The sequence below is a fragment of the Flavobacterium rhamnosiphilum genome (assembly GCF_004349195.1).
GTDB classification, from domain to species: Bacteria; Bacteroidota; Bacteroidia; order Flavobacteriales; family Flavobacteriaceae; genus Flavobacterium; species Flavobacterium rhamnosiphilum.
Genome location: NZ_SMLG01000003.1, coordinates 247518 through 269571, shown reverse-complemented (window position 1 = coordinate 269571; position 22054 = coordinate 247518). Strand labels below are relative to the sequence as shown.

Below are 22054 nucleotides of genomic sequence, written 5' to 3'. Positions count from 1 at the left end.
AGTGATTAAGGCCAATAAAAAAGAGGCCGTCTAAAAAGTATTTTTAGACGGCCTCTTTTTTGTATGCTTAACGGTTAAGTTTTATACCGTATGTTTTGGGTTAAATCCGTCTTCGCTTAATTCGGTGTGCACGTAATCAGCAACCATTTCAGCCTCATAATCAATTTTTTCTCCTTTAGAAAGTCTATTGATGACTTTTTCCATAATTTGGTAAATTACCGGAACTACCACCAAAGTTAGGAATAATGAGGAAATTAATCCCCCAATAATTACCCAAGCCAAACCGTTTTTCCATTCAGCTCCAGCTCCAGATGCTAGTGCAATTGGGAACATACCAAATACCATCGCTATAGTTGTCATCAAAATTGGACGAAGACGCGCATGATTCGCTTGGATTAATGCTGTTCTAACCGTTTCGCCAGCTTTACGCCTTTGGTTGGTATAATCTACAAGCATAATCGCGTTTTTACAAACTAGACCAATAAGCATGATGATACCTAAAATAGTAAATATATTCAGTGTATTATTGGTTAAAGCCAAAGCCAACATTGCTCCAATAAATGAAAGCGGAATCGCAAACAATACCACAAATGGATGTACAAAACTATCGTATAACGAAACCATTACCAGGTAAACCAAGATAATCGCAGCTAATAACGCAATTCCTAATGTACCAAAACCTTCACTTTGGTTTTCCTGATCGCCACCCCAAATGTAATTTACACCTATTGGTTTTTTCAATTTTTCAATTTTTTCTTGCCATTGTGTTACAATTGTTCCTGAAGCTACACCCACATTCTGACCTTTTACGGTTACCGATGCCGATTTGTCTCTTCGTTCTAATTCACTTGGTCCAGAACCTTCGGTTACGGTTGCAAATTGATTCAGTTTTATTTGTTGACCAGTATCGTTTATAAAAATTAAATTACTTACATCAGCGATACTTTTTCTGTCGAATGCATTGTATTTAATATTGATGTCGTATTCGTATTCACCAGCTCTAAATCTACCATCAGTATTTCCGCTAAAAGCAGTTTGCATGGTAACACCAACTGTTTGCAAACTCAATCCCAAAGCTGCCATTTTATCTCTATCCACTTTTACGTTTACTTCCGGATTTCCATCTTCTACTGATAATTCGATTTCTGTTGCTCCTGGAATGGTACGTAATTCTTTTTCTGCTGCTTTTGCAAATTGCATTGCGCTTTCTACATTTGGACCAGTTACAATTAATCCTAAAGTTGCATCTTCTGCAGTTCCTAAAATACCAACCGGAACCGTTTTAACTTTTGCTCCAACTAATATTTTTTCTAATTTACGTTTTGTTTTTGCAGCATACACATTTGCAGGTTCATCACGTTTATCTAATCCAACCATTTTAACGTTTATCTCAGACTTGTAAGCAGTTGCTTGCGAAGCACCAAGACCTTCACTGGTTTGACCAATCGTTGTAATTTGACTAAAAACATACTCTTCTTTCTTCAAAAATGCTTCTGCTTTTTGCGTCATGAAATTGGTTTGCTCTAATGAAGCATCTTTTGGCATTTCTATTTGAACTAAAAACTCACCACTATCAGACGCTGCAAAGAATTCTCCACCAATAAATCCGCCACCAAATAAACTAATCATAGAACCAAAAAAGATTACTAAAACTATAGCCAGTGTTTTAAAATAATGATCTAAACACCATTCTAATAATCCTGAAACCCAGTTTGTAAATCGTGTTAAATAGCTTTCAAATCCAAGAATAATTCTTCCAAAAAGATTTTTACCTTCAATATGTTCTAGTTTTCCGTATCTTGAAGACAACCATGGAATGATTGTAAATGAAGCTACCAAAGACAACAATGTTGAAATAATTACAGTCACACAAAATTGCGTAATAATGTTAGAAACCAATCCGGTACTCATCGCAATTGGTAAAAATACTACCACAATTACTAAAGTAATCGATACAACAGTTCCACCAATTTCTGCAGTTCCATCATAGGCTGCACGTACCTTGTTTTTACCCATTTCCATGTGCCTGTAAATATTCTCTAGAACCACAATGGCGTCATCCACAAGAATACCTACAACAAGAGACAGACCTAATAAACTCATCAAGTTTAAAGTATATCCCATTAAATAAATTCCGATGAAAGTAGCAATTAATGAGGCAGGAATAGAAACCATTACAATCAACGAGTTTCTAATACTGTGCAAGAAAAATAACATTACAAGAGCAACTAAAAGTACCGCAATAAGTAAATCATGCACAACAGCATCAGCAGCTTCAAGTGTAAAAATAGTACTGTCTTTTGCAATTTCTAATTTTAAACCATTCGCTTTATAATCGGTTTCCAGTTTAGCAATTGTTTTAACTAATTCTTCACTTACCGCAACCGCATTGGCATCAGATTGCTTTATAATTTGTAAAATAATAGCACTTTTTTGATTGACACGCGCTACTTTTTCAGTGATTTTTTGAGTATCCTGAACATCAGCAATATCGCGTAAACGAACTTGAATTCCGTTTTTAGATGATACAACCAAGTTTCTTAATTCGTCAACATTTTTATATTTTCCGGCCAAACGAATTAATATTTTCTGCTCACGAGTTTGAATATTTCCTGTTGGAAAATCTAAATTAGAAGATAAAATATTTTGTTGCACTTGCGGAATAGAAAGTCCATAAGCTTGCATTTTTACTGCATCAAGATTGACTTGAATTTCTCTTTCTTGTCCACCAATAATATTTACTTGCGCTACACCTTCTACTCGAGAAATAACTGGCGCTAATTTTTTATCAATTAAGTCGTAAAAAGCAACTTCATCCATTTTTCCGTTGGCACCAATAGTCATAATTGGTAAATCGCTTAAGGAAAATTTACTCAACGAAGGCGTTTCAACATCATCTGGTAAATCACTAAGAATAGCATTTATTTTACGTTGAGCATCGTTCATAGAGATATTAACATCAGCCGAAGAGGTCAATGTAATAGACACAGTTGACAAACTTTCGTAGGACTTCGAGTCTATTTTTTTAATATTTTCTAAGGATGCAATCGCATCTTCAATTTTTTTAGTCACCGTATTTTCTACCTCACTTGGAGACGCTCCTGGATAAATAGTGGCAACAGTAATTACATTGGTTTCGAATTTTGGAATCAATTCGTAGCCCAATTGGCTGTAACTGAACAGTCCTCCTAATGTTAGAATCGTAAATAATACGATTACTAATGAGGGACGTTTTATGGATATTTCTGCTAATTTCATATGTTTATTTTTTATGTCTTAAAGTCATAAAGTTTTCTGCTTTCGACCTTTGACTTTTAGACTTTCGACTATTTAATAATATCCACTTTAGATCCGTCTTGAAGGTTGATTTGTCCTGTAATAATTACAGTTTCGCCATCTGAAAGTCCGTTTAAAATTTCAACTTTATCACCAAGAATTCTTCCAGCAGTTACTTTTTTAAGTTTAGCAGTTCCATTTTCGATTACAAATATTTCGTTGCTGCTCACACTTCCTACAAACGCATTTCTAGGAACGATCATCAACGATTGTTTTTGTTGGTTTGAAGCAAACTCAGCAGTTCCATACATACCAGCTTTTAAGTCTTTAGAAGCATTGTTTGCAATTTCAATTTCTACCGGAAAGTTCAAACTTTCGTCAGCTTTAGAAGCAATAAAAGTAATTTTTCCAGAAAAAGTTTTGTCCGGATAAACACTAGCGGTAACTTTAATTGGAGTTCCAATTTTTAAGCTTGCTACTTGACTTTCATTAACGGCAACTTTTAATTTTAATTTAGAAACGTTCACTATGTCAAATAGTTCAGTTGCTGGCATTCCTGTTAAAATAGAACCTGGTTCGATGTATTTTTTATTGATAAATCCGCTAATTGGTGCTTTTATTCTTGTATCACCAACATTGATGTTTGCTTGAGTTAATTGCGCTTTTGCATTTACCATTGCTAGTTTTGCTTGGTCTAATTGTTGCTTGGTAACACCGCCAGTTTTAAAAGCATTTTCATATCTATTGTAATCTGCCACAGCATTTTGGTATGATGAATTTGCAGTTTGTGCATTTACATTTATAACATCACTTCTCACAATTGCAAGTGTTTGACCAACGGTTACATAATCACCTTCTTTAGCCAAGACTTTTACCACCTTTCCTGATTTTTCTGCAGAAAATTTTAATTCTTGAATTGGTTCAAAATTTCCGTTTGATGCGAAATCTAATGAAACTTCTTCTGTCTTTACCGTTTCAATTCTTACAGAAACCGTAGCATTTTTCTCAGCAACAATGGCCGTTTTAGCTTCGTTTTCTTTTTTGTTATTGGTTAACACATAAGCAATTAGCCCCAATGCTGCTACAATTACTACTGTTGTTATTATAATTTTTTTCATCTTGATTATTTGTTTGTTAGTGTTTTAAGTTCGCCTTTTGATTTGATTAATTGTATTTCTGCCAGTTTGTAATCTAATAATGCTGTTGTGTAGTTGTTTTGAGCTGCTACCAATTCGTTTTCTGCATCTAATAAATCGGTTAAAGAAGCCAAACCTTGAATGTAATTGTTGTTGGTATTCGTTAAAACTTCCTGAGCCAATTGTGCATTTTGTTTTTGATTATTGATAGATATGATGCTGTTGTCAATTTGAGTTTTAGCATTTTCATATTCTAAATCCAATGACAATTTGGTTTCTTCTAAATCTACTTTTATCGATTGTAATTTGTTTTCTGCTTGACGTACTTTGGCACGAGTTCCAAATCCGGTGAAGATTGGAATGTTTAGATTTAAACCAATTGCCGCATAATCTGACCAATAAACACCATCAGATGGTTTTTTAAACCAAGGCATTTCTGGACCTTGACCAATGTAATTGTAACTTCCAGTTAAAGAAAGTGTTGGGTAATATCCTGCCTGAACTGATTTTTTCTGAAATTGTAAAAGTTGTTCGTTCTTTTTTAACAACAAATATTCCGTTCTAGTTGTTGTGTCTGGCGTTTGAGAAAGCGCATTTGCGGTAACTTCAAATTCGGTTTGCGGAATAGAAATTTTAGTTTCAATTGGCATTCCTATCAAAAATTTTAAAGAATTTTCTTGAATTTGAACAGCGTTTATTGTTTGTTGACGTTGCGTATTGATATTCGAAATCCTTACCAGGATTCTGTCTAAATCAATTTTTTTAGCCAAACCATTATCATACTGACCTTTAATGATATCTTTAACTTTATTGGTATTTTTCAAATTATTATCAAAAACATTTAAGTTTTGACGTGTCACATATACTTGATAATAGGCATTTGCAACTCTTTCAATAACTTGCTCTTCGGTTAATTGTGCATTTATCTGATAAAATTCTCTGGTAGATTTTGCAGCTTTCAGTCCAATAAAAACCGATTGATCGTATAAAGCTTGGTTTAGCGTAATTCCTGCGCCAGAACTCCATTTTTGTCCAAAAGCTGCTTGAATTGTAGTTCCGGGTGCACCAAAACCTGCTCCGTCAATAACTGTTGTTTGTAAAATTGGGTTGTGATTTAAACTTCCGCTAGCAGAAATTTGTGGTAATGCTCTTGAACGTATTTCTTGAATTTCGTATTCGCCATTTTCTACTTGTAGTTTTGCTTTTTTGGCATCCGCTTTATTTTCTAAAGCGTAGTTGATGGCTTCTTTCAGCGTGAGCGATTTGACTTCTTGTGCATTGACACCAAGTGTAAATGTTAGGATTAGTAGTATGATTGTTTTTTTCATTATTTATATAATTGGATTAAGTAAGTTTTTTTCTAATTCGACAATTCCTTTTTCTGTAGCCATTGCTCGTGTGTGGTATTCTAGTGCTTCCATTTCTAACGCAAAAGCTTCTCTTTCTGAACGGGTGTTTTCGTTAATGCTAAAAATTAAAAAGTAATAAAGTTTAACATAGACTTCAATATTTATTTCTTTTCGATACAAGCCCTGAGCAATTCCTTTTTCAATATTTTGTTTAAAACAACGTTCACATTCTTCAGTTTGAAATTTTAAAGCACTATTGTAAACACCTGGATAGTGTTTTTTCAATTGATAGATTGGTGAAGTTTCTGAAGATTTGAACATATCGCCAAATAGTCGTCTAATGACAAAATTTTCTTCAATTGCGTTGTAATTGTGAGCAATAATTTGATCTATAATTTCGTGAACTTCTTTTTGAATTATCTGTACACTTTCTTCAATTAACAATTCTTTATTGGCAAAATATTTATAAATTGTTTTTTTTGAAATGCACATTTCACAAGCAATATCATCCATAGTAATACTTTTGAAACCCAGTTTCAAAAACATCTCTTTTGCTTTTGATGTAATTTTATTTTTCATTTTATTTATTCGTAACCAGTTATGATTTATTTTAAACTGTTAAAATTTGAGTGCAAAAGTAAAAAGGAAACTTTGAATACAAAAATAGTTTCCAAAGTATTTACATAAATTTAACATTTACATAAACGGGTCTTTTTTTAAACCGTGAATTCTAAATTTGCCATAAGCTTAATATCTTGTCCTAAAGCTAAACCGCCAGTTTGATTAAATGAATTAAAGTTCAAACCAAAATCCTTACGATTGATTTGACCCGTTATTTCAAAAGCAGCTTTTTGATCTCCGTCATAAGTATTGATTCCAATGAATTCAGCATCAAGCTCCACCACTTTTGTGATGTTTTTTATGGTTAGGTTTCCTTTCAGAAAATTAATGTTTTTATTGACTTTTTCGAATGAAGTCGACTTGAAACTAATAATTGGAAACTCCTTAATATCAAATAAGTCATTTAATCCCAAGTGAGTATCTATTTGTTCCAGTTTTGTGTCTTTATTATTGACATCCAATAAGAATTCGATTGAAGCATCTTCTATTTGATTATTCTCAATATCAATATGTCCGTTAAATTTATTTTTAGAACCTGCCAGATAAGCAATTATTGAGTGTCTCATTTTTATCAGAACATCTGATTGACTCGAGTCAACTGTCCACTTTGTTTTCATAATTCGTTGCGTTGTATTTAGAATTTATTTCAAAATCGGAATAAATTCTAAATGTTAAATTTTCGTTTGCAAATGTAAGAAGGAAACTTTGAATACTATTATAGTTTCCAATGTATTTTTATTTATTTAACATTTGATAGGAAAAGGGAGTTTGTAATGCAAATTGAATACTGTAAATTAGCCAAAAATTTATTTTATGCATTCCATTTATCAGTATCAAGAGTTTCTTTCGGATTATTTGCAATCACAATATGAAACCAAAGAACCGAGAAATCTATACGAACCCATACATTATATATTGGATCTTGGAGGTAAAAGAATGCGTCCGGTGCTTACATTAATGAGCGCCGAGGTTTTTGATGCCGATTATAAAAAAGCGTTGCCGGCGGCTTTGGCTGTTGAAATTTTTCATAATTTCTCGTTGGTACATGATGATATTATGGATGATGCGCCTTTGCGAAGAGGACAGGAAACGGTTCACGAGAAATGGAATTTAAACACCGGAATCTTATCTGGTGATGCCATGCTGATTTTAGCGTACCAATATTTCGAACAATATGAACCCATTATTTTTCGGGATTTAGCTAAATTATTTAGTAAAACCGCGCTTGAAGTTTGTGAAGGTCAGCAATGGGACGTCGATTTTGAAGTACGAAGCGATGTTACCATTCCCGAATACCTGAAAATGATTCAGTATAAAACAGCCGTTTTGGTTGCTGCAGCCATGAAAATGGGAGCGATTATTGCGGAAACTTCAGAAGAAAACGCAAATCTGATTTATGATTTTGGATTAAATTTAGGTTTGGCTTTTCAATTGCAGGATGATTTCCTGGATGCTTTTGGTGATCCTGAAACCTTTGGAAAACAAGTTGGCGGCGATATTATAGAAAATAAAAAAACGTATTTATATCTAAAAGCGGTTGCTTTTTCAAAAGAAGAAGAAGCACAGGAATTGAGACGATTATTCTCCATTCAGCCAAAAGACAATGCTGAAAAAATCAAAACGGTAAAAGAACTTTTTAACAGCTCAGGTGCTTCAAAAGCAACTCAAGATGCGATACAGGATTTTACGTTTAAGGCTTTTCAAACGTTGGATAAAATGAATATTGGCTCCGATAAAAAAGCATTGCTAAAAACTTTTGGGGAGAATTTAATGGGGAGAAAAGTTTAAAAAAAAATCAATATCAAAAATCAATGGCAATAGCAATGTCAAAAATCAATAGTAATATTGAAAAATTGACTTTAAGGTTGGTTGTCTAGGATTGATATTGATTTTTGGCATTGACATTGAAAGTTGATGTTGCCGTTGAAAATTTAACAAGAAGTAAAGTGTAAAATAATAACAATATTGAAAATTGACATTGATATTGCCATTGAAATTTTTATGATATGTTTATAGTTCCAAAAAATACCGATTTACTACTCTCCGAGGCGGAAGGCGAAAACTTATATTTGAAATTAATCGAACAAATGAATAAGGATTTCAATCTCGCTAACGAAGCAATTGATTTTCCTTTGAGTATTTCTCCGAATGAATTGAAGTTGCAATTGCATGAAAAAATCTACCGACTCATTCAATATAAATTTGCTGAATATCTCAATTTACTTTACATAATTGATGTCTCTGAAGAAGAAATAAAAAAACTCGACGGCTCTGATTTAGTAATTCTGGCGGAACAAGTCGCTTTTCTAATCCTAAAAAGAGAATGGCAAAAAGTTTGGTTCAGGAATAAGTATCGTTAGTTTTTTTTCCAGTTTTGGCTCCCCCACCTTCGGAGGGGGCAGGGGGGGATTCAAAAATAAACTCTGATAAATGGCATAAAGGCGCTGCCGTAAATGTTGTTTTTGTCAGTCAAAACATTGTAACGGGCACCAATTGTAGCATTTCCGGATCGGTATCCTGCTCCAAGAAATAATCCGGTATTCCAGTAATCTTGTGAATTGCTATTGGATCCATCCAAATTTACATTGACTCTTAATTGTTCCAGTTCAGCTGAAAGTTGAATTTCAGGCATTGGATTAAAAAGACCTACAGCACTGCCACCATACAAATGGGATGTATAATAGTCTCTTTGCTTTAAATATTTATATTGTAAACCAACACCCAAAGCTACATATTCATTGAAATTATAAATAGCACTTGGCGCCAATGAAATATCCGTATAGCCAGAGCCAAAGCCTAAACCGATTCCGCCTCCAAATTGCACATTCCTCCAAAACTGATTTTGTTGTGCAAACAGACAACTTGAAAAAAATAAGGTGATAATCACCAATAATGATTTGGAATCCTCTAAAAAGCTATTCTTTGTCATAAGTTTGTGGTTTTTTAACATTTTTCAATGTAAAAGTATCTTAAAATAAATTATAAATTTATTCTATTATTGTACTTTTGCCAAACTATTTTAACAAAAAAGTATATTCACTAAATATTATGGATAGGTTTTCATTTTTAAACGCAGCACACACCGAATTTTTCGCACAATTATACGATCAATATTTAGAGAATCCAGATAGCGTTGAGCCAAGTTGGAGGAGTTTTTTTCAAGGTTTCGATTTTGGGATGACGACTTACAATGAGGAGAACAAGGTCGAGCAAATCGCTAATTTTGCAGCTAATAACGCTGATATTAATTTGGTGTCAGATAAGCTTCAAAAGGAATTTAATGTATTGAAATTAATAGATGGATACCGTTCTCGAGGTCATTTGTTTACCAAAACAAATCCGGTTCGTGAAAGAAGAACTTCATCACCTACACTTAAAATTTCGAATTTCGGACTTTCAGCAGCAGATTTAAATACTGTTTTTGATGCAGCAAAGGTTATTAATATACAACCGTGTACACTTCAGGAAATTATAAAGCACCTTGATGCCATTTATTGTCAACATATTGGGGTGGAGTATATGTACATCCGTAATCCGGAAGTGGTGGAATGGATTCAGAAAAAATTGGGGGTTAATGACAATCAACCTAAATTTTCGCTGGACGAAAAGAAAACGATTCTGAATAAATTAAACCAGGCCGTTTCTTTTGAAAACTTTTTGCATACTAAATATGTAGGTCAAAAACGTTTTTCTCTTGAAGGTGGAGAATCTATAATTCCAGCTTTGGATGCTTTAATTGAAAAAGCTGCCGAAAAAGGAGTGGAAAAATTTGTAATGGGAATGGCACACCGTGGCCGTTTGAATGTTTTGGCAAATATCTTTGGCAAATCAACCCAAGACATTTTTGGAGAATTTGACGGTAAAGATTACGATCAGGAATATTTTGACGGGGATGTAAAATACCATTTAGGACTTACCGCTGACAAAGTTACCAGCACTGGAAAAAAAATCAATATCAATTTGGCTCCAAATCCTTCGCATCTTGAAACAGTAGGTGCAGTTATCGAAGGAATTACAAGAGCGAAGCAAGACAAATATTTTCCTAACGATTTCTCTAAAGTATTGCCAATCGCCGTTCACGGGGATGCTGCAATTGCAGGTCAGGGAATTCTTTATGAGATTGTACAAATGGCACAACTTGACGGTTATAAAACCGGAGGGACAATCCATATTGTAATCAATAATCAAGTAGGATTTACCACTAATTACCTTGACGCACGTTCCTCTACGTATTGTACGGATGTTGCCAAAGTAACACTTTCGCCAGTATTACACGTAAATGCGGATGATGCTGAAGCAGTAGTTCATGCGATATCATTTGCATTGGATTTCAGAATGCAATTTGGTCGTGATGTATTTATCGATTTATTAGGATATAGAAAATACGGACATAATGAAGGTGATGAGCCTCGTTTTACCCAGCCGGTTTTGTATAAAATCATTGCAAAGCACAAAAATCCAAGAGATATTTACATGGAGAAATTGCTTGCAGAAGGAGTAATCGACAGCACTTTTGTAAAAGGATTAGAACAAGAATACAAATCAAACTTGGAGGTAAATTTAGAAGAATCGCGTAAAAAAGATTTGACTATTATTACTCCATTTATGAAAAATGAATGGAAAGGTTTTGAGCAAGTTTCAGATGTTGAAATGCTTAAAAAAGTAGATACTACTTTCCCTGCAGCAGGACTTACGGAGGTTGCAAACGTAATTTGTAACCTACCAACAGATAAAAAGTTTATCAGTAAAATACAAAAACTGATCAACGACAGAAAAACAATGTTTTTCGAAACTAACAAGCTGGATTGGGCCATGGCCGAACATTTAGCGTATGGATCTCTTTTAAAAGAAGGATACGATATTCGTATTTCCGGACAAGATGTTGAGCGTGGTACATTCTCTCACCGTCATGCCGTTGTAAAAGTGGAAGATTCAGAAGAAGAAGTGACCTTGTTAAGTAATTTAGAAGGGGCAACTGGGAAATTCAATATTTTCAATTCTCTTTTATCTGAATACGGTGTTTTAGGATTTGATTATGGATATGCTTTGACAAATCCAAATACATTAACAATTTGGGAAGCACAGTTTGGAGATTTCAGTAATGGAGCCCAAATTATGATTGACCAATACATCTCTTGTGGAGAAGACAAATGGAACAACCAAAACGGAATCGTTTTACTGTTGCCTCACGGATATGAAGGACAAGGAGCGGAGCATTCTTCAGCTAGAATGGAGCGTTATTTACAACTTTGCGCCAGACATAATATGTATGTTGCGGATTGTACAACACCAGCCAACTTCTTTCACTTGTTGAGAAGACAGATGAAAACCACTTTCCGTAAGCCGCTTATTGTGTTTACACCAAAGAGTTTGTTGCGTGATCCAAGAGTCGTTTCTACTGTTGAAGAATTTGCAACAGGTAGTTTTCAGGAAACATTCGATGACGAAACAGTGAATAAAACCGATGTGAAAACACTGGTTTTCTGTACCGGAAAATTCTATTATGACATCACTGCCGAAAGAGAAAATAACGGTCGTAAAGATGTTGCAGTTGTTAGAATCGAACAATTATTCCCATTACCGGTGGAACAATTAAAAGCAATTATAGCTAAATATCCAAACGCTGATGATTATGTTTGGGCACAAGAGGAACCAAAAAACATGGGAGCTTACAGTTACATGTTGATGAACTTCGATTTAGTAAAATGGAGATTGGCTTCGTTAAAAGCTTACGCGGCTCCGGCTTCAGGAAGTTATACCAGAGCAAAACGTCGTCAGGCTGATGCGATAAAAATGGTTTTTGATAAAAATTTATTTTGATAAAAATAAGGAGCTATTTCCTGCTGTACGCTATATCTTTTTCTTTTTAAAGGAAAAAAGAAAAAGGATGCCGCTTCCCATCAGGGCTAAAAAAACAGTTCACACAATAAACACATAGATTGTTCTAGAACAATTTAAAACTTAAAATTCATAATTTAAAATAATAAGAGATGATTTTAGAAATGAAAGTCCCATCACCAGGGGAATCTATAAAGGAAGTTGAAATTGCAACTTGGTTGGTAAAAGACGGAGATTATGTAGAGAAAGACCAAGCAATTGCTGAGGTTGATTCTGATAAAGCAACATTGGAATTGCCAGCAGAAGCAAGCGGAATTATTACTTTAAAAGCAGAAGAAGGCGATGCAGTAGCAGTAGGAGCGGTAGTTTGTTTAATCGATACCAGCGCAGCAAAACCAGCAGGTGATGCGGCAGTTGCTGAAACTCCAAAAACAGTTGAAGCTCCAAAAGCGGAAACTAAAGCAGAAGCTCCAAAAGCAGCTCCGGTAGCAGCTGCGACTTATGCTTCAGGAACACCTTCTCCAGCGGCAAGAAAAATATTAGACGAAAAAAATATAGCGCCAGCTTCAATAACAGGAACTGGAAAAGACGGAAGAATCACTAAAGATGATGCAGTAAATGCAGTGCCTTCAATGGGAACTCCTACAGGTGGATCTCGTGGAACGGAGCGTACTAAATTATCTATGTTGCGTAGAAAAGTGGCTGAAAGATTAGTTGCCGCTAAAAACGAAACAGCAATGTTGACTACTTTCAACGAGGTAAACATGACGCCAATCAACTTGATTCGTAATGAATACAAAGATGCATTCAAAGCAAAACATGGTGGAATTGGTTTAGGATACATGTCTTTCTTTACTAAAGCAGTGACGAGAGCGTTAAAATTATTCCCAGATGTAAACTCAATGATGGATGGTGATCATAAGATCGCTTTCGATTTTTGCGATATTTCAATTGCGGTTTCAGGACCTAAGGGATTAATGGTTCCTGTAGTTCGTAATGCTGAAAATTTGACTTTCCGTGGTGTAGAAGCTGATATTAAAAGATTGGCTCTTAAAGCACGTGACGGACAAATCACAGTAGATGATATGACTGGTGGAACGTTCACGATTACTAATGGTGGTGTTTTTGGAAGTATGTTGAGTACGCCAATTATCAATCCTCCACAATCTGGAATTCTTGGAATGCACAACATTATTGAGCGTCCAATTGCCGTAAACGGAAAAGTGGAAATTCACCCAATGATGTATGTGGCACTTTCTTATGACCACAGAATTATTGATGGACGTGAGTCTGTAGGGTTCTTGGTAGCTGTAAAAGAAGCGTTAGAAAATCCAATGGAATTATTGATGGACAACAATCCTAAAAAAGCTTTAGAGTTGTAAATAATTCTATTTCAATATATTTATAAATCCTGTTTGAGAAATCAAACGGGATTTTTTTGTTAGTATAAAAGTTAAAAATATTTTGCGTATATGTACGCAATATTAAATTTTAAATTATTTTTGTTTAAAACCAAAATAATGTCAAATTCCATTTTTCAACAACTCGATTTTAATGACTTTGCAAAAGATTGCAAGGAAATTGATATTGAATTTTTTGATGAAAAAAAACATGGAATTATTAAAGCTTATGAAAATGCAGGTGAACCTGTTCTTTTCATAAAAGAGATTGATGTTTTTGATAGCGATAGTTTAAAACAAATTGCAGAGATACAGCATTTATGTTGGAACTTTCAAAAAGTATTGTTTTTCTACGTTTATACTAAAACCGAAATAAGGATATACAATTGTTCTAAAAAGCCTTTTGTTTTAGAAGAGAATACAACGAAATTAAAACTAAAAAATCAATTACAAGAAATAGAACTTTATTCTTGTAAAGAGACAGACGATAAATCAAAACTTCAAACGTTAAATACTGTTTTTTCCAGATTGGCTATTGATACTGGTTTTATTTGGTCATCAGAGGAAGCGATATCAATTAGAAAAAAAATAAATTTACAAAACAGAGTTGATAAATATCTTATTCAAAGTCTTGTAAAAGTTGCAGATTCGTTAGAGAAAATAGGACTTACTAATAAATTGATTATCCATAAATTAGTAATGCGGTCTTTGTTTTTATTGTATTTAGAAGATAGAAAAGCAACTTCAGCTGATTTGTATCAGTCCTTTTTGCCAAAGGCAATTTCTTATTTTGACATTCTTGAGGATGTAGAGGCAACCTACAATTTGTTTGAAAAACTCGCTGATGATTTTAATGGTAGTCTATTCAATTTTGAAGAAAATGAGAAAGATTCTATAACAAAAGAACAGTTAGCATTAATAAAGAAATGCTTTGTTAATGGATATTCTGATGATTCTCAAACTGATTTATTTTCTGATTGGCGATTATTTGACTTTAGCATCATCAGGATAGAATTGTTAAGTGAAATCTACGAAAATTTTCTAACTAAATTAGACAAAAGAGAAACGGGTACTTTCTACACACCACCAACATTAGTTGAATTAGTTTTGAAAGAAACGCTACCAGAGAATGATACCAACTACAACGTAAAAACTTTAGATCCAGGTTGCGGTTCGGGAATTTTTTTGGTTCAAAGTTTTAAAAAACTCATAAAACGATACGAGAAACAAACCAAGAGACCACTTACGGATTTTAAAATTCTTGAAGAAATTCTTAAAAAGAATATTTTTGGTATTGAAATAGATCCTAAATCTATAAAAGTGGCAGCTTTTAGCTTGTATTTGGCTTTGTTAGAAAATTTAAATCCAAAAACAGGTTGGTGGAATAAAACCATTCAATTTCCTTATTTAATTAATGATCCCGAAGATACAACACTAAAAAAGCAAGGAAATAACCTCTTCAAAAGAGATACTATTTCGGATTTATCAGAAATTGAAATCTTGAAAAATTTTGATTTGATTGTAGGAAATCCACCTTTTGGAACAAAAAATCTATTGCCTACAATCACCAACTATTGTAAAAAAGAGAATTTTGCTCAGGAAATGGTTTTGCCATTTCTTCATAAAGCCGCAGCATTTGCTCCAAATGGGAAGATTGCTTTGATTTTTAATACTAAAGTTTTAACGAATACAGCAGGGACGTATCAAAACTTTAGAGAATGGTTGTTTAAAGGTAATTATGTAGAAAAAATTTATAATTTTTCAATTTTAAGAAAGGCTCCAAAATTTTCTGGGGGACAACTTTTTGGCTCAGCGGTTGGTCCAATAAGTATTGTTTTTTATCAAAAAGAAAAACCTGAAAACTCAAAAGATACGATAACTTATTACGCACCTAAAACGTATATTAAAAATGATGTTTTAGAAGGGATTGTAATTGATGCATCGGATGAAAAGCATTTGCCAAGAATTGAATGTGAAAAGAAAGACACAAAGATTTGGAAAATAGCAATGTGGGGTAGTTGTTTTGATTTTGAGTTGATTGAAAAGTTAAACTCAAATTTTATTTCATTAAAGAATTTTGTAAAAGAGAATAATGAAGTTTGGGATTATTCCACAGGAATAATGGCAGATAGTTTAAAGTTAGAATTTATACCAGAAAAAGTAATTCATACGCAATCAATATCTAGATATTACACTTCAGAAAAAGCACTTATAAATAATGAGAGGTTATTTAGGAAAATTGACTCAAAATTTATAAAAGCACCTTTTTTAATTATTAAAGAAGGACAAAAAAACAAGCAATATTGTTCTTCAATAATAGATGTTGAAGAATATTTTTTAAATTCTGCTTTTGGATTTGCTAATTCTGGAGATTTTAGAAAATCAAAAGTTCTATGTGCTTATATTAATTCTGTTTTTACATATTATTTTTTATCCATTTACTCTTCATCGTGGGGAATTGAACGTGAGCGAATAAAATTAAATGAATTAGTTCTCTTGCCAGCAATCATAAATGATTTGAGCGAAAATATTTTGGTGAAAATAGCTTCAATAATTGATGAAATAATTTCAATAAAAAAATCAGACGAAGTATCCCAAGACATTTCTCATTTAGAAAAAGAAATTGACCAAATCATTTTTAATGATATTCTTAAATTAACTAAAGACGAGCAAATAGTTATTCAAGATACTTTAAATTATAGTTTAGACTTATTCGAGAAACAAGAGAAATCTAAAGCTGTTTTGCCAGTTAATGAAATTGAAATTTACACTAATAGATTATCAAAAGAACTTAATGATTGGCTAGATGATGTTGATTTAAAAGCTTCGGCAACTATTTTTGATATCAACAGAAATTGCCCATTGTATTTGATTAAAATGTCATTTGGAAACGAACAAAAACCAATTTTTGAATCAAAAGAAAATATTTATAGTGAATTAAAAAGATTGGATCAAAATCTTTGGAAAGAAGAAGCTTCAAGCCTTTATTTTAGAAAAAAAATGAATTATTTTGATGGTAATGATGTTTATGTCATAAAGCCTAATCAAAGGCGTTTTTGGAGTCAAACTACTGCTATGGAAGATAGTAAGTCTTTGTTAGTTGAAATTCTTAATATGAAAGAATAATGGCAGGAACTTTAACCACTTCAATATTTCTAAAGTTTCAAGACAAATTCAAAGGTAGGTGTACAACTTTGTTTATTGAGGCGTATTATACTTCTATTTCATCAAAATCTATTTTTTTAGATTTTGATGAAAATGATATAACTGCTATTCTTCATAATTACATCGATGAAAATCCCAAAAGGAAAGGTTGGGGAATTTCAACAAATCTTGAAAATTATCTTTTTGATAAAGAAGCCACTTATATTAAAGGTTTTGCTGCCAATTTCTCCAGAATTGATATGAGGTACACTGCTTTTTGGAAAGGTGAAGAATACAAATATTTTGTTGAAGCAAAAAATCTTAAAGTAAATGATTCTGGTTTAAAAAGAAGATATATTGCTACAGGTATTGATAATTTTTTAGCGGATGGGAAATATTTCGAATGTGAAGGATTTCTTGTTGGATATATTCTTGAAGGAACAGTTGATAATTGTGTTGAAGGAATAAATAAGTTACTTCAAAAGGATCAAAGAGGAAATGAAACTATATACAAATTATCAATTGATAATTATTTTTCTAATCATAATAATAAAAGGCTTTTTCATCTTTTTTTAGATTTTGTAAATTAAAATTATGAATATAGAAACTAAAATTTTAAATGCAATTAAAGCCAATAGACTTAATCCTTCAATTTTAGGAGAAAGAAAATGGTACAACTATTTTATTGCTGTAAATGAATTGGTGTGGAGTAGAAATTTAAAAGAGGGTTATGAAATTCATGTTTATGATGATAATTCAAAATCTGAACATTTGGCGACAATTGTAATCTAATAGAAATCCCAAATTCTAAATTAGAGTTTGAGATTTTTTTATTGCGAACCTTGAGAAAACTTTGCGGTAAAATAAGTGTAATTAATTGCTTTTAAATTCTACAGAATCAAAAAGAGCGTAGTTTTGGATATTAGGGATGTGATCCCCTATAAATGTTAAATTCTCGATACTGCAAAAGATTTTAAATTTTGTTTTATCGCCATAAGTAAGTTGGGTAGCTCCCGTGAGTTCGCCGTTGATTTTCCAATTTACATGATATTTTCGGCTTGAATTTAGTGTCAATTCCAGAGATAAAGTATACCATTGTCCTCTTTTGATTTTCTTTTTGAAAGATTGAAATGGATTTGCTTGTGAAGTCATATATGCAATAAGATCATCAGGATCTGCCTCTAGTTGGTTTCGAATGGCTTGGTTTCCGTAACCAATTTCGAAATCCAATTCATGAGTATCGTTATTATATAAAAAAGCGCCGATGCTTGCCATGTCGCCAACTCCCATTTCTGGAATAAAGACTTTCCAAGTATAAGTTCCAGCGGTAAAACTTGAAATAGTTTTTACTTTTGATCTTTCCCAGGTGTTTGGATTGGTGAAAATGTGTAAATTTCCACTTTCAATCCAGTAATTTGGATTGCCCACTTGGGTAGCATCTTCCCATTCGGTTAAAGTATCGAAATTCCAAATTTTTGAAGTATTGGTGTTTGAAACTCTTGAATTGTTGGCGTTCGAAATACCTGAATCATTGGAGTCTGAATTGGTTATTGTTTCGTTTCCGTCGGTTAAATTTTCGGGAGAACAGGAAAATAAAAGTAATCCCATAAAAGGCAGCAGTTTTTTAAAGATTTTTTTCATTTCTCTTTGTGGTTTAGCGGTTGACTTTTACTGTAAATATAAGAAATAATTAGCGTAATCGACTATGGCTTTGCTTTTTATCAAAATATCGGCGCCAATAATTCCGTGAACGGGTTTTGATTTGTGTTGTAGTAAAGCCTCATTGACGTGCGATAAGTCGAAAATAACAATATCAAAAGCGATGTCTTTCCAAGAACCCAGTTGCAGTTGGTTTTTTGTGGCAATTTGTGTAAACATTCCGGTGGCGCCTGCTCCTGAAGCTTTAGTTTTGGATTTCTTGGCTTCCAATAAAAACAAATCGACACTCTCAAATCCGATACAGCTATTTGAAGCACCCGTGTCGAGAATGAAACTGCCCATTACACCGTTTATTTTTGCTTTTATCAAAAGGTGTTGGGTTTTGGTAATCTTAAATTTTACTTTTTTGTAGTTTTCTTTTTTGAGAATAGCATGGAGGTTTTTCATTTATGCTGACTTTATTTCAGTAATTTATTTCTGTTTTACAAAGATACATGGAGTTAGTGAAGGAATTGTATGAATCTATTTTTCTATACGAATCTTTTTAAAACCATTTTTTCGACAACTTTAATTCTTGTAATTTTGTATCCTTAAACTTTACACTTGGAAGCAAATACAATCATCACCGATACACATACTCATTTATATTCAGAGGAATTTGATCAAGATAGAAACGAAATGATCCAGCGCGCGATTGATGCTGGTGTTTCGCGTTTTTTTATTCCCGCAATCGACTCTACTTGCACGGAATCGATGTACGAATTGGAGAAAAATTACCCAAATAATGTTTTCTTGATGATGGGGTTGCACCCAACGTATGTAAAAGACAATTATCTTGAAGAATTGCAACATGTGGGAAACGAATTGGCTAAAAGAAAATTCTATGCTATTGGTGAAATTGGAATCGATTTGTATTGGGATAAAACCCATTTGCCACAGCAACAAATCGCTTTCAAAAGGCAAATTCAATTGGCCAAACAATACAAGTTACCCATTGTGATTCATTGTCGGGAAGCTTTCGATGAAATCTTTGAAATCCTGGAAGAAGAAAAATCGGCTGATTTATTCGGAATTTTTCATTGCTTTTCAGGGACTTATGAGCAGGCATTACAGGCTATTTCGTACAATATGAAGCTTGGAATAGGCGGAGTGGTAACTTTCAAAAATGGAAAAATCGATCAATTTTTGAATCAAATCGATTTGAAACATATTGTTTTAGAAACAGATTCCCCGTATTTAGCACCGATTCCTTTTCGGGGTAAACGTAACGAAAGCAGTTATATCGTTACCGTGGTAGATAAGTTAGCGCAAATTTATAGCCTTTCGGCAAAAGATATTGCGGTAACAACAACTGAGAATTCTAAAGCTATTTTTGGGATTTAAAGCAGAATTCATCTTAATTTGATATTTTTTTTGTTCATTTGCCAACACAAAAATTGAGAACCAAAATGCAGAAATTTGACGCTATTCGGCCTTTTTATGATTCCGAAATAAATGAAGCACTTAAAAATGTGATTAATCATCCGATGATGAAGGCATTGATGAATTTTACTTTTCCGGATGTCGCTGACGAAGTTTGGAAAGAACAACTTCGTAAAACGCATTCCATTCGTGATTTTCAATGTAATTTTATTTACCAATCTGTTCAAAGAGTGTTGGAAAAAAGCTCCGAAGGATTGACTACTTCGGGTTTTGAAAACTTAAGGCCTAATACTTCTTATTTGTTTATCTCGAATCATCGCGATATCCTTTTAGATACCACTTTGTTGAACACTGCTTTATTTGAACATGGATTAGTGATGACCGCATCAGCTATAGGAGATAACTTAGTCAAAAAAGCATTTTTGAATACCTTGGCTAAATTAAATCGAAACTTTTTAGTGCAACGTGGCTTAACGCCAAGGGAAATGCTGCAGAGTTCAAAATTATTGTCGGAATACATTGGCAACTTATTGCTTCATGAAAACCGTTCCGTATGGATTGCACAACGCGAAGGAAGAACGAAAGATGGGAATGACGAGACAAATCCTGGCGTTTTGAAAATGTTAGGAATGGCTTCTGATGAGAAGAATTTGATGGATTACTTCAAAAAAATCAAAATCGTACCCGTTTCTATTTCTTATGAATACGATCCGACTGATGCTTTGAAAATGCCGCAATTGATGGCTGAAGCCAATAATGAAATCTATATTAAAGAAAAGAATGAAGATTTCATGACCATTCTTAGTGGTGCTTTGGGACAAAAGAAAAGAATTCATATTCATGTTGGGAAAGTGCTGGATACTGAAATTGATGCAATCAGTGCTGAAAATGACAGTTCGAACAAGCAGATAGTAGCTTTGGCACAAGTAATTGATGATGCAATATTGAGCAACTATAAGTTATGGCCAACTAATTTTATTGCGTATGATATTGTTAATAAAACTAATATCTATTCTCATTTGTATACAGAAAACGAAAAATCACTATTTGAACGCAGACTGGAAATGCGAATTGATCATGATAATCCGGTAGCTTTAGATGGTTTTCTGGCAATGTATGCCAATCCGGTTGTGAATAAATTAAAATATCAGGATGTTGTATAAAGCCAAAATACTTTTAATCTATACCGGTGGAACCATCGGTATGAGGAAAGATTTTGAAACGGGTGCGCTCAAGGCTTTCAATTTTAGCAAATTATTGCAGCGAATCCCCGAATTGAAACAATTGGATTGTGAAATAGAAACTATTTCTTTCGAAAATCCAATTGATTCCTCGAATATGAATCCTGAAAAATGGGCTAAAATTGCGACGATTATTGCCGATAACTACGCTTCTTTTGATGGATTTGTGGTGCTTCATGGATCGGATACCATGTCTTATTCGGCATCGGCATTGAGTTTTATGCTCGAAAATTTGTCAAAACCAGTCGTTTTTACGGGTTCCCAATTGCCCATTGGAGATTTACGCACGGATGCCAAAGAGAATCTGATTACCGCTATTCAAATTGCGTCTTTACGAAACAATGATGAACCTGTTATCAGTGAAGTGTGTCTTTATTTTGAATACAAATTATATCGAGGCAACAGAACCACAAAGATAAATGCCGAACATTTCAAAGCATTTACCTCGCCTAATTATCCTGAATTGGTTGAATCTGGTGTGCATTTAAAATTGAATCCCGAATTGTTCTTGGTTAAAAATGAAAATAAAGAATTCAAGGTCCATAAAAACTTGGATAACAACGTAGCTATTATAAAAATGTTTCCCGGTATCAGCGAAGCGGTTTTGTCGGCAATTTTAGACATTCCGGATCTTAAAGGAATTGTTTTAGAAACCTATGGAGCTGGAAATGCGCCTACCGAAGATTGGTTTTTAAACTTATTGAAAAAATCGATTGCCAGAGGTTTGCATATTGTCAATGTAACCCAATGTTCCGGTGGAAGTGTCAGTATGGGACAATATGAAACGAGTACCGGCATGAAAGAAATTGGTGTGATTTCCGGAAAAGACATCACCACGGAAGCGGCAATAGCAAAATTAATGTATTTATTAGGCCAAAAAACTGCTTTCAAGGACTTTAAAGCTATTTTTGAAACGGCTTTGCGAGGAGAAATAGCATAATAGTTAGATTTTACTTTTCTAACTCGTT

18 protein-coding genes are annotated in these 22054 nt (G+C 33.5%); 10 read left to right on the top strand and 8 right to left on the bottom strand.

All coding sequences use genetic code 11. The annotated features are described in order from the left end of the window. Nucleotides 1-81 precede the first annotated feature (81 nt). From E0I26_RS06260 to E0I26_RS06240, 5 genes are all read right to left on the bottom strand, one after another. A complete protein-coding gene (locus E0I26_RS06260; protein ID WP_131915634.1) occupies nucleotides 82-3258 on the bottom strand; it encodes an efflux RND transporter permease subunit in 3177 nt (1058 codons plus the stop codon). A gap of 68 nt (nucleotides 3259-3326) precedes the next feature. Beyond that, entirely contained in the window at nucleotides 3327-4394 is a 1068-nt protein-coding gene (locus E0I26_RS06255; protein WP_131915633.1) for an efflux RND transporter periplasmic adaptor subunit, read from the bottom strand. A 5-nt stretch (nucleotides 4395-4399) separates the two neighbouring features. After that, nucleotides 4400-5740: a TolC family protein gene (locus tag E0I26_RS06250; RefSeq protein ID WP_131915632.1), complete on the bottom strand. Its 1341-nt coding sequence runs from the start codon at nucleotides 5738-5740 to the stop codon at nucleotides 4400-4402. 3 nt (nucleotides 5741-5743) lie between these two features. Next, nucleotides 5744-6340 (bottom strand): TetR/AcrR family transcriptional regulator, encoded by a 597-nt coding sequence (locus E0I26_RS06245; protein WP_131915631.1) that lies wholly within the window; start codon nucleotides 6338-6340, stop codon nucleotides 5744-5746. A gap of 137 nt (nucleotides 6341-6477) precedes the next feature. Then, the gene (locus tag E0I26_RS06240; protein ID WP_131915630.1) at nucleotides 6478-6999 is read right to left on the bottom strand and encodes a YceI family protein; all 522 of its coding nucleotides are present in this window, start codon (nucleotides 6997-6999) and stop codon (nucleotides 6478-6480) included. Between the two features lie 196 nt (nucleotides 7000-7195). Between E0I26_RS06240 and E0I26_RS06235 the strand changes: the two genes are divergently transcribed. Continuing rightward, complete coding sequence (locus E0I26_RS06235) at nucleotides 7196-8170, top strand: polyprenyl synthetase family protein (RefSeq protein WP_131915629.1); 975 nt, start codon at nucleotides 7196-7198, stop codon at nucleotides 8168-8170. 218 nt (nucleotides 8171-8388) lie between these two features. Continuing rightward, entirely contained in the window at nucleotides 8389-8742 is a 354-nt protein-coding gene (locus tag E0I26_RS06230; RefSeq protein ID WP_131915628.1) for a hypothetical protein, read from the top strand. A 50-nt stretch (nucleotides 8743-8792) separates the two neighbouring features. Here the strand turns inward: E0I26_RS06230 and E0I26_RS06225 are convergent, their stop codons facing one another. Then, entirely contained in the window at nucleotides 8793-9311 is a 519-nt protein-coding gene (locus E0I26_RS06225) for a hypothetical protein (RefSeq protein ID WP_131915627.1), read from the bottom strand. A gap of 119 nt (nucleotides 9312-9430) precedes the next feature. Between E0I26_RS06225 and E0I26_RS06220 the strand changes: the two genes are divergently transcribed. The 5 genes from E0I26_RS06220 to E0I26_RS06200 all read left to right on the top strand — a co-directional run bounded on the left by E0I26_RS06220 (nucleotide 9431) and on the right by E0I26_RS06200 (nucleotide 17556). Beyond that, nucleotides 9431-12202 (top strand): 2-oxoglutarate dehydrogenase E1 component, encoded by a 2772-nt coding sequence (locus E0I26_RS06220; protein ID WP_131915626.1) that lies wholly within the window; start codon nucleotides 9431-9433, stop codon nucleotides 12200-12202. 170 nt (nucleotides 12203-12372) lie between these two features. Beyond that, complete coding sequence (odhB, locus tag E0I26_RS06215) at nucleotides 12373-13602, top strand: 2-oxoglutarate dehydrogenase complex dihydrolipoyllysine-residue succinyltransferase (RefSeq protein WP_131915625.1); 1230 nt, start codon at nucleotides 12373-12375, stop codon at nucleotides 13600-13602. Between the two features lie 138 nt (nucleotides 13603-13740). Next, a complete protein-coding gene (locus tag E0I26_RS06210; protein ID WP_131915624.1) occupies nucleotides 13741-16746 on the top strand; it encodes an HsdM family class I SAM-dependent methyltransferase in 3006 nt (1001 codons plus the stop codon). Further along, nucleotides 16746-17354 carry a hypothetical protein gene (locus E0I26_RS06205; RefSeq protein ID WP_131915623.1) on the top strand — a complete coding sequence of 203 codons (609 nt, stop codon included), beginning with the start codon at nucleotides 16746-16748 and terminating at the stop codon, nucleotides 17352-17354. The genes E0I26_RS06210 and E0I26_RS06205 overlap by 1 nt, the downstream gene beginning before the upstream one ends. Before the next feature lie 4 nt (nucleotides 17355-17358). Beyond that, nucleotides 17359-17556 (top strand): hypothetical protein, encoded by a 198-nt coding sequence (locus tag E0I26_RS06200; RefSeq protein WP_131915622.1) that lies wholly within the window; start codon nucleotides 17359-17361, stop codon nucleotides 17554-17556. An 81-nt stretch (nucleotides 17557-17637) separates the two neighbouring features. On the opposite strand, the gene E0I26_RS06195 is transcribed toward E0I26_RS06200, so the two are convergent. Both E0I26_RS06195 and E0I26_RS06190 read right to left on the bottom strand, forming a co-directional pair. Next, a complete protein-coding gene (locus E0I26_RS06195) occupies nucleotides 17638-18405 on the bottom strand; it encodes a hypothetical protein (RefSeq protein ID WP_235831722.1) in 768 nt (255 codons plus the stop codon). A gap of 27 nt (nucleotides 18406-18432) precedes the next feature. After that, nucleotides 18433-18870 (bottom strand): retropepsin-like aspartic protease, encoded by a 438-nt coding sequence (locus E0I26_RS06190; protein ID WP_131915621.1) that lies wholly within the window; start codon nucleotides 18868-18870, stop codon nucleotides 18433-18435. A 156-nt stretch (nucleotides 18871-19026) separates the two neighbouring features. On the opposite strand from E0I26_RS06190, the gene E0I26_RS06185 reads away from it, so the two are divergent. The 3 genes from E0I26_RS06185 to E0I26_RS06175 all read left to right on the top strand — a co-directional run bounded on the left by E0I26_RS06185 (nucleotide 19027) and on the right by E0I26_RS06175 (nucleotide 22026). Next, nucleotides 19027-19806, top strand: coding sequence for a TatD family hydrolase (locus E0I26_RS06185; RefSeq protein WP_131915620.1), 780 nt, complete (start codon nucleotides 19027-19029; stop codon nucleotides 19804-19806). Nucleotides 19807-19871: 65 nt separating this feature from the next. Then, on the top strand, nucleotides 19872-21008 hold the full coding sequence (locus E0I26_RS06180; protein WP_131915619.1) for a 1-acyl-sn-glycerol-3-phosphate acyltransferase: 1137 nt from the start codon (nucleotides 19872-19874) through the stop codon (nucleotides 21006-21008). Continuing rightward, a complete protein-coding gene (locus tag E0I26_RS06175) occupies nucleotides 20998-22026 on the top strand; it encodes an asparaginase (protein WP_131915618.1) in 1029 nt (342 codons plus the stop codon). Before E0I26_RS06180 ends, E0I26_RS06175 begins: the two co-directional genes overlap by 11 nt. The last annotated feature ends 28 nt before the right edge of the window (nucleotides 22027-22054 follow it).

Coding starts and splice junctions, on each gene's coding strand:
- E0I26_RS06180 (WP_131915619.1), top strand. CDS start 19,872: ATGCAGAAATTTGACGCTATTCGGCCTTTTTATGATTCCGAAATAAAT.
- E0I26_RS06235 (WP_131915629.1), top strand. CDS start 7,196: ATGCATTCCATTTATCAGTATCAAGAGTTTCTTTCGGATTATTTGCAA.
- E0I26_RS06210 (WP_131915624.1), top strand. CDS start 13,741: ATGTCAAATTCCATTTTTCAACAACTCGATTTTAATGACTTTGCAAAA.
- E0I26_RS06245 (WP_131915631.1), bottom strand. CDS start 6,340: ATGAAAAATAAAATTACATCAAAAGCAAAAGAGATGTTTTTGAAACTG.
- E0I26_RS06255 (WP_131915633.1), bottom strand. CDS start 4,394: ATGAAAAAAATTATAATAACAACAGTAGTAATTGTAGCAGCATTGGGG.
- E0I26_RS06195 (WP_235831722.1), bottom strand. CDS start 18,405: ATGAAAAAAATCTTTAAAAAACTGCTGCCTTTTATGGGATTACTTTTA.
- odhB (WP_131915625.1), top strand. CDS start 12,373: ATGATTTTAGAAATGAAAGTCCCATCACCAGGGGAATCTATAAAGGAA.
- E0I26_RS06250 (WP_131915632.1), bottom strand. CDS start 5,740: ATGAAAAAAACAATCATACTACTAATCCTAACATTTACACTTGGTGTC.
- E0I26_RS06240 (WP_131915630.1), bottom strand. CDS start 6,999: ATGAAAACAAAGTGGACAGTTGACTCGAGTCAATCAGATGTTCTGATA.
- E0I26_RS06205 (WP_131915623.1), top strand. CDS start 16,746: ATGGCAGGAACTTTAACCACTTCAATATTTCTAAAGTTTCAAGACAAA.
- E0I26_RS06200 (WP_131915622.1), top strand. CDS start 17,359: ATGAATATAGAAACTAAAATTTTAAATGCAATTAAAGCCAATAGACTT.
- E0I26_RS06220 (WP_131915626.1), top strand. CDS start 9,431: ATGGATAGGTTTTCATTTTTAAACGCAGCACACACCGAATTTTTCGCA.
- E0I26_RS06230 (WP_131915628.1), top strand. CDS start 8,389: ATGTTTATAGTTCCAAAAAATACCGATTTACTACTCTCCGAGGCGGAA.
- E0I26_RS06190 (WP_131915621.1), bottom strand. CDS start 18,870: ATGAAAAACCTCCATGCTATTCTCAAAAAAGAAAACTACAAAAAAGTA.
- E0I26_RS06175 (WP_131915618.1), top strand. CDS start 20,998: ATGTTGTATAAAGCCAAAATACTTTTAATCTATACCGGTGGAACCATC.
- E0I26_RS06225 (WP_131915627.1), bottom strand. CDS start 9,311: ATGACAAAGAATAGCTTTTTAGAGGATTCCAAATCATTATTGGTGATT.
- E0I26_RS06260 (WP_131915634.1), bottom strand. CDS start 3,258: ATGAAATTAGCAGAAATATCCATAAAACGTCCCTCATTAGTAATCGTA.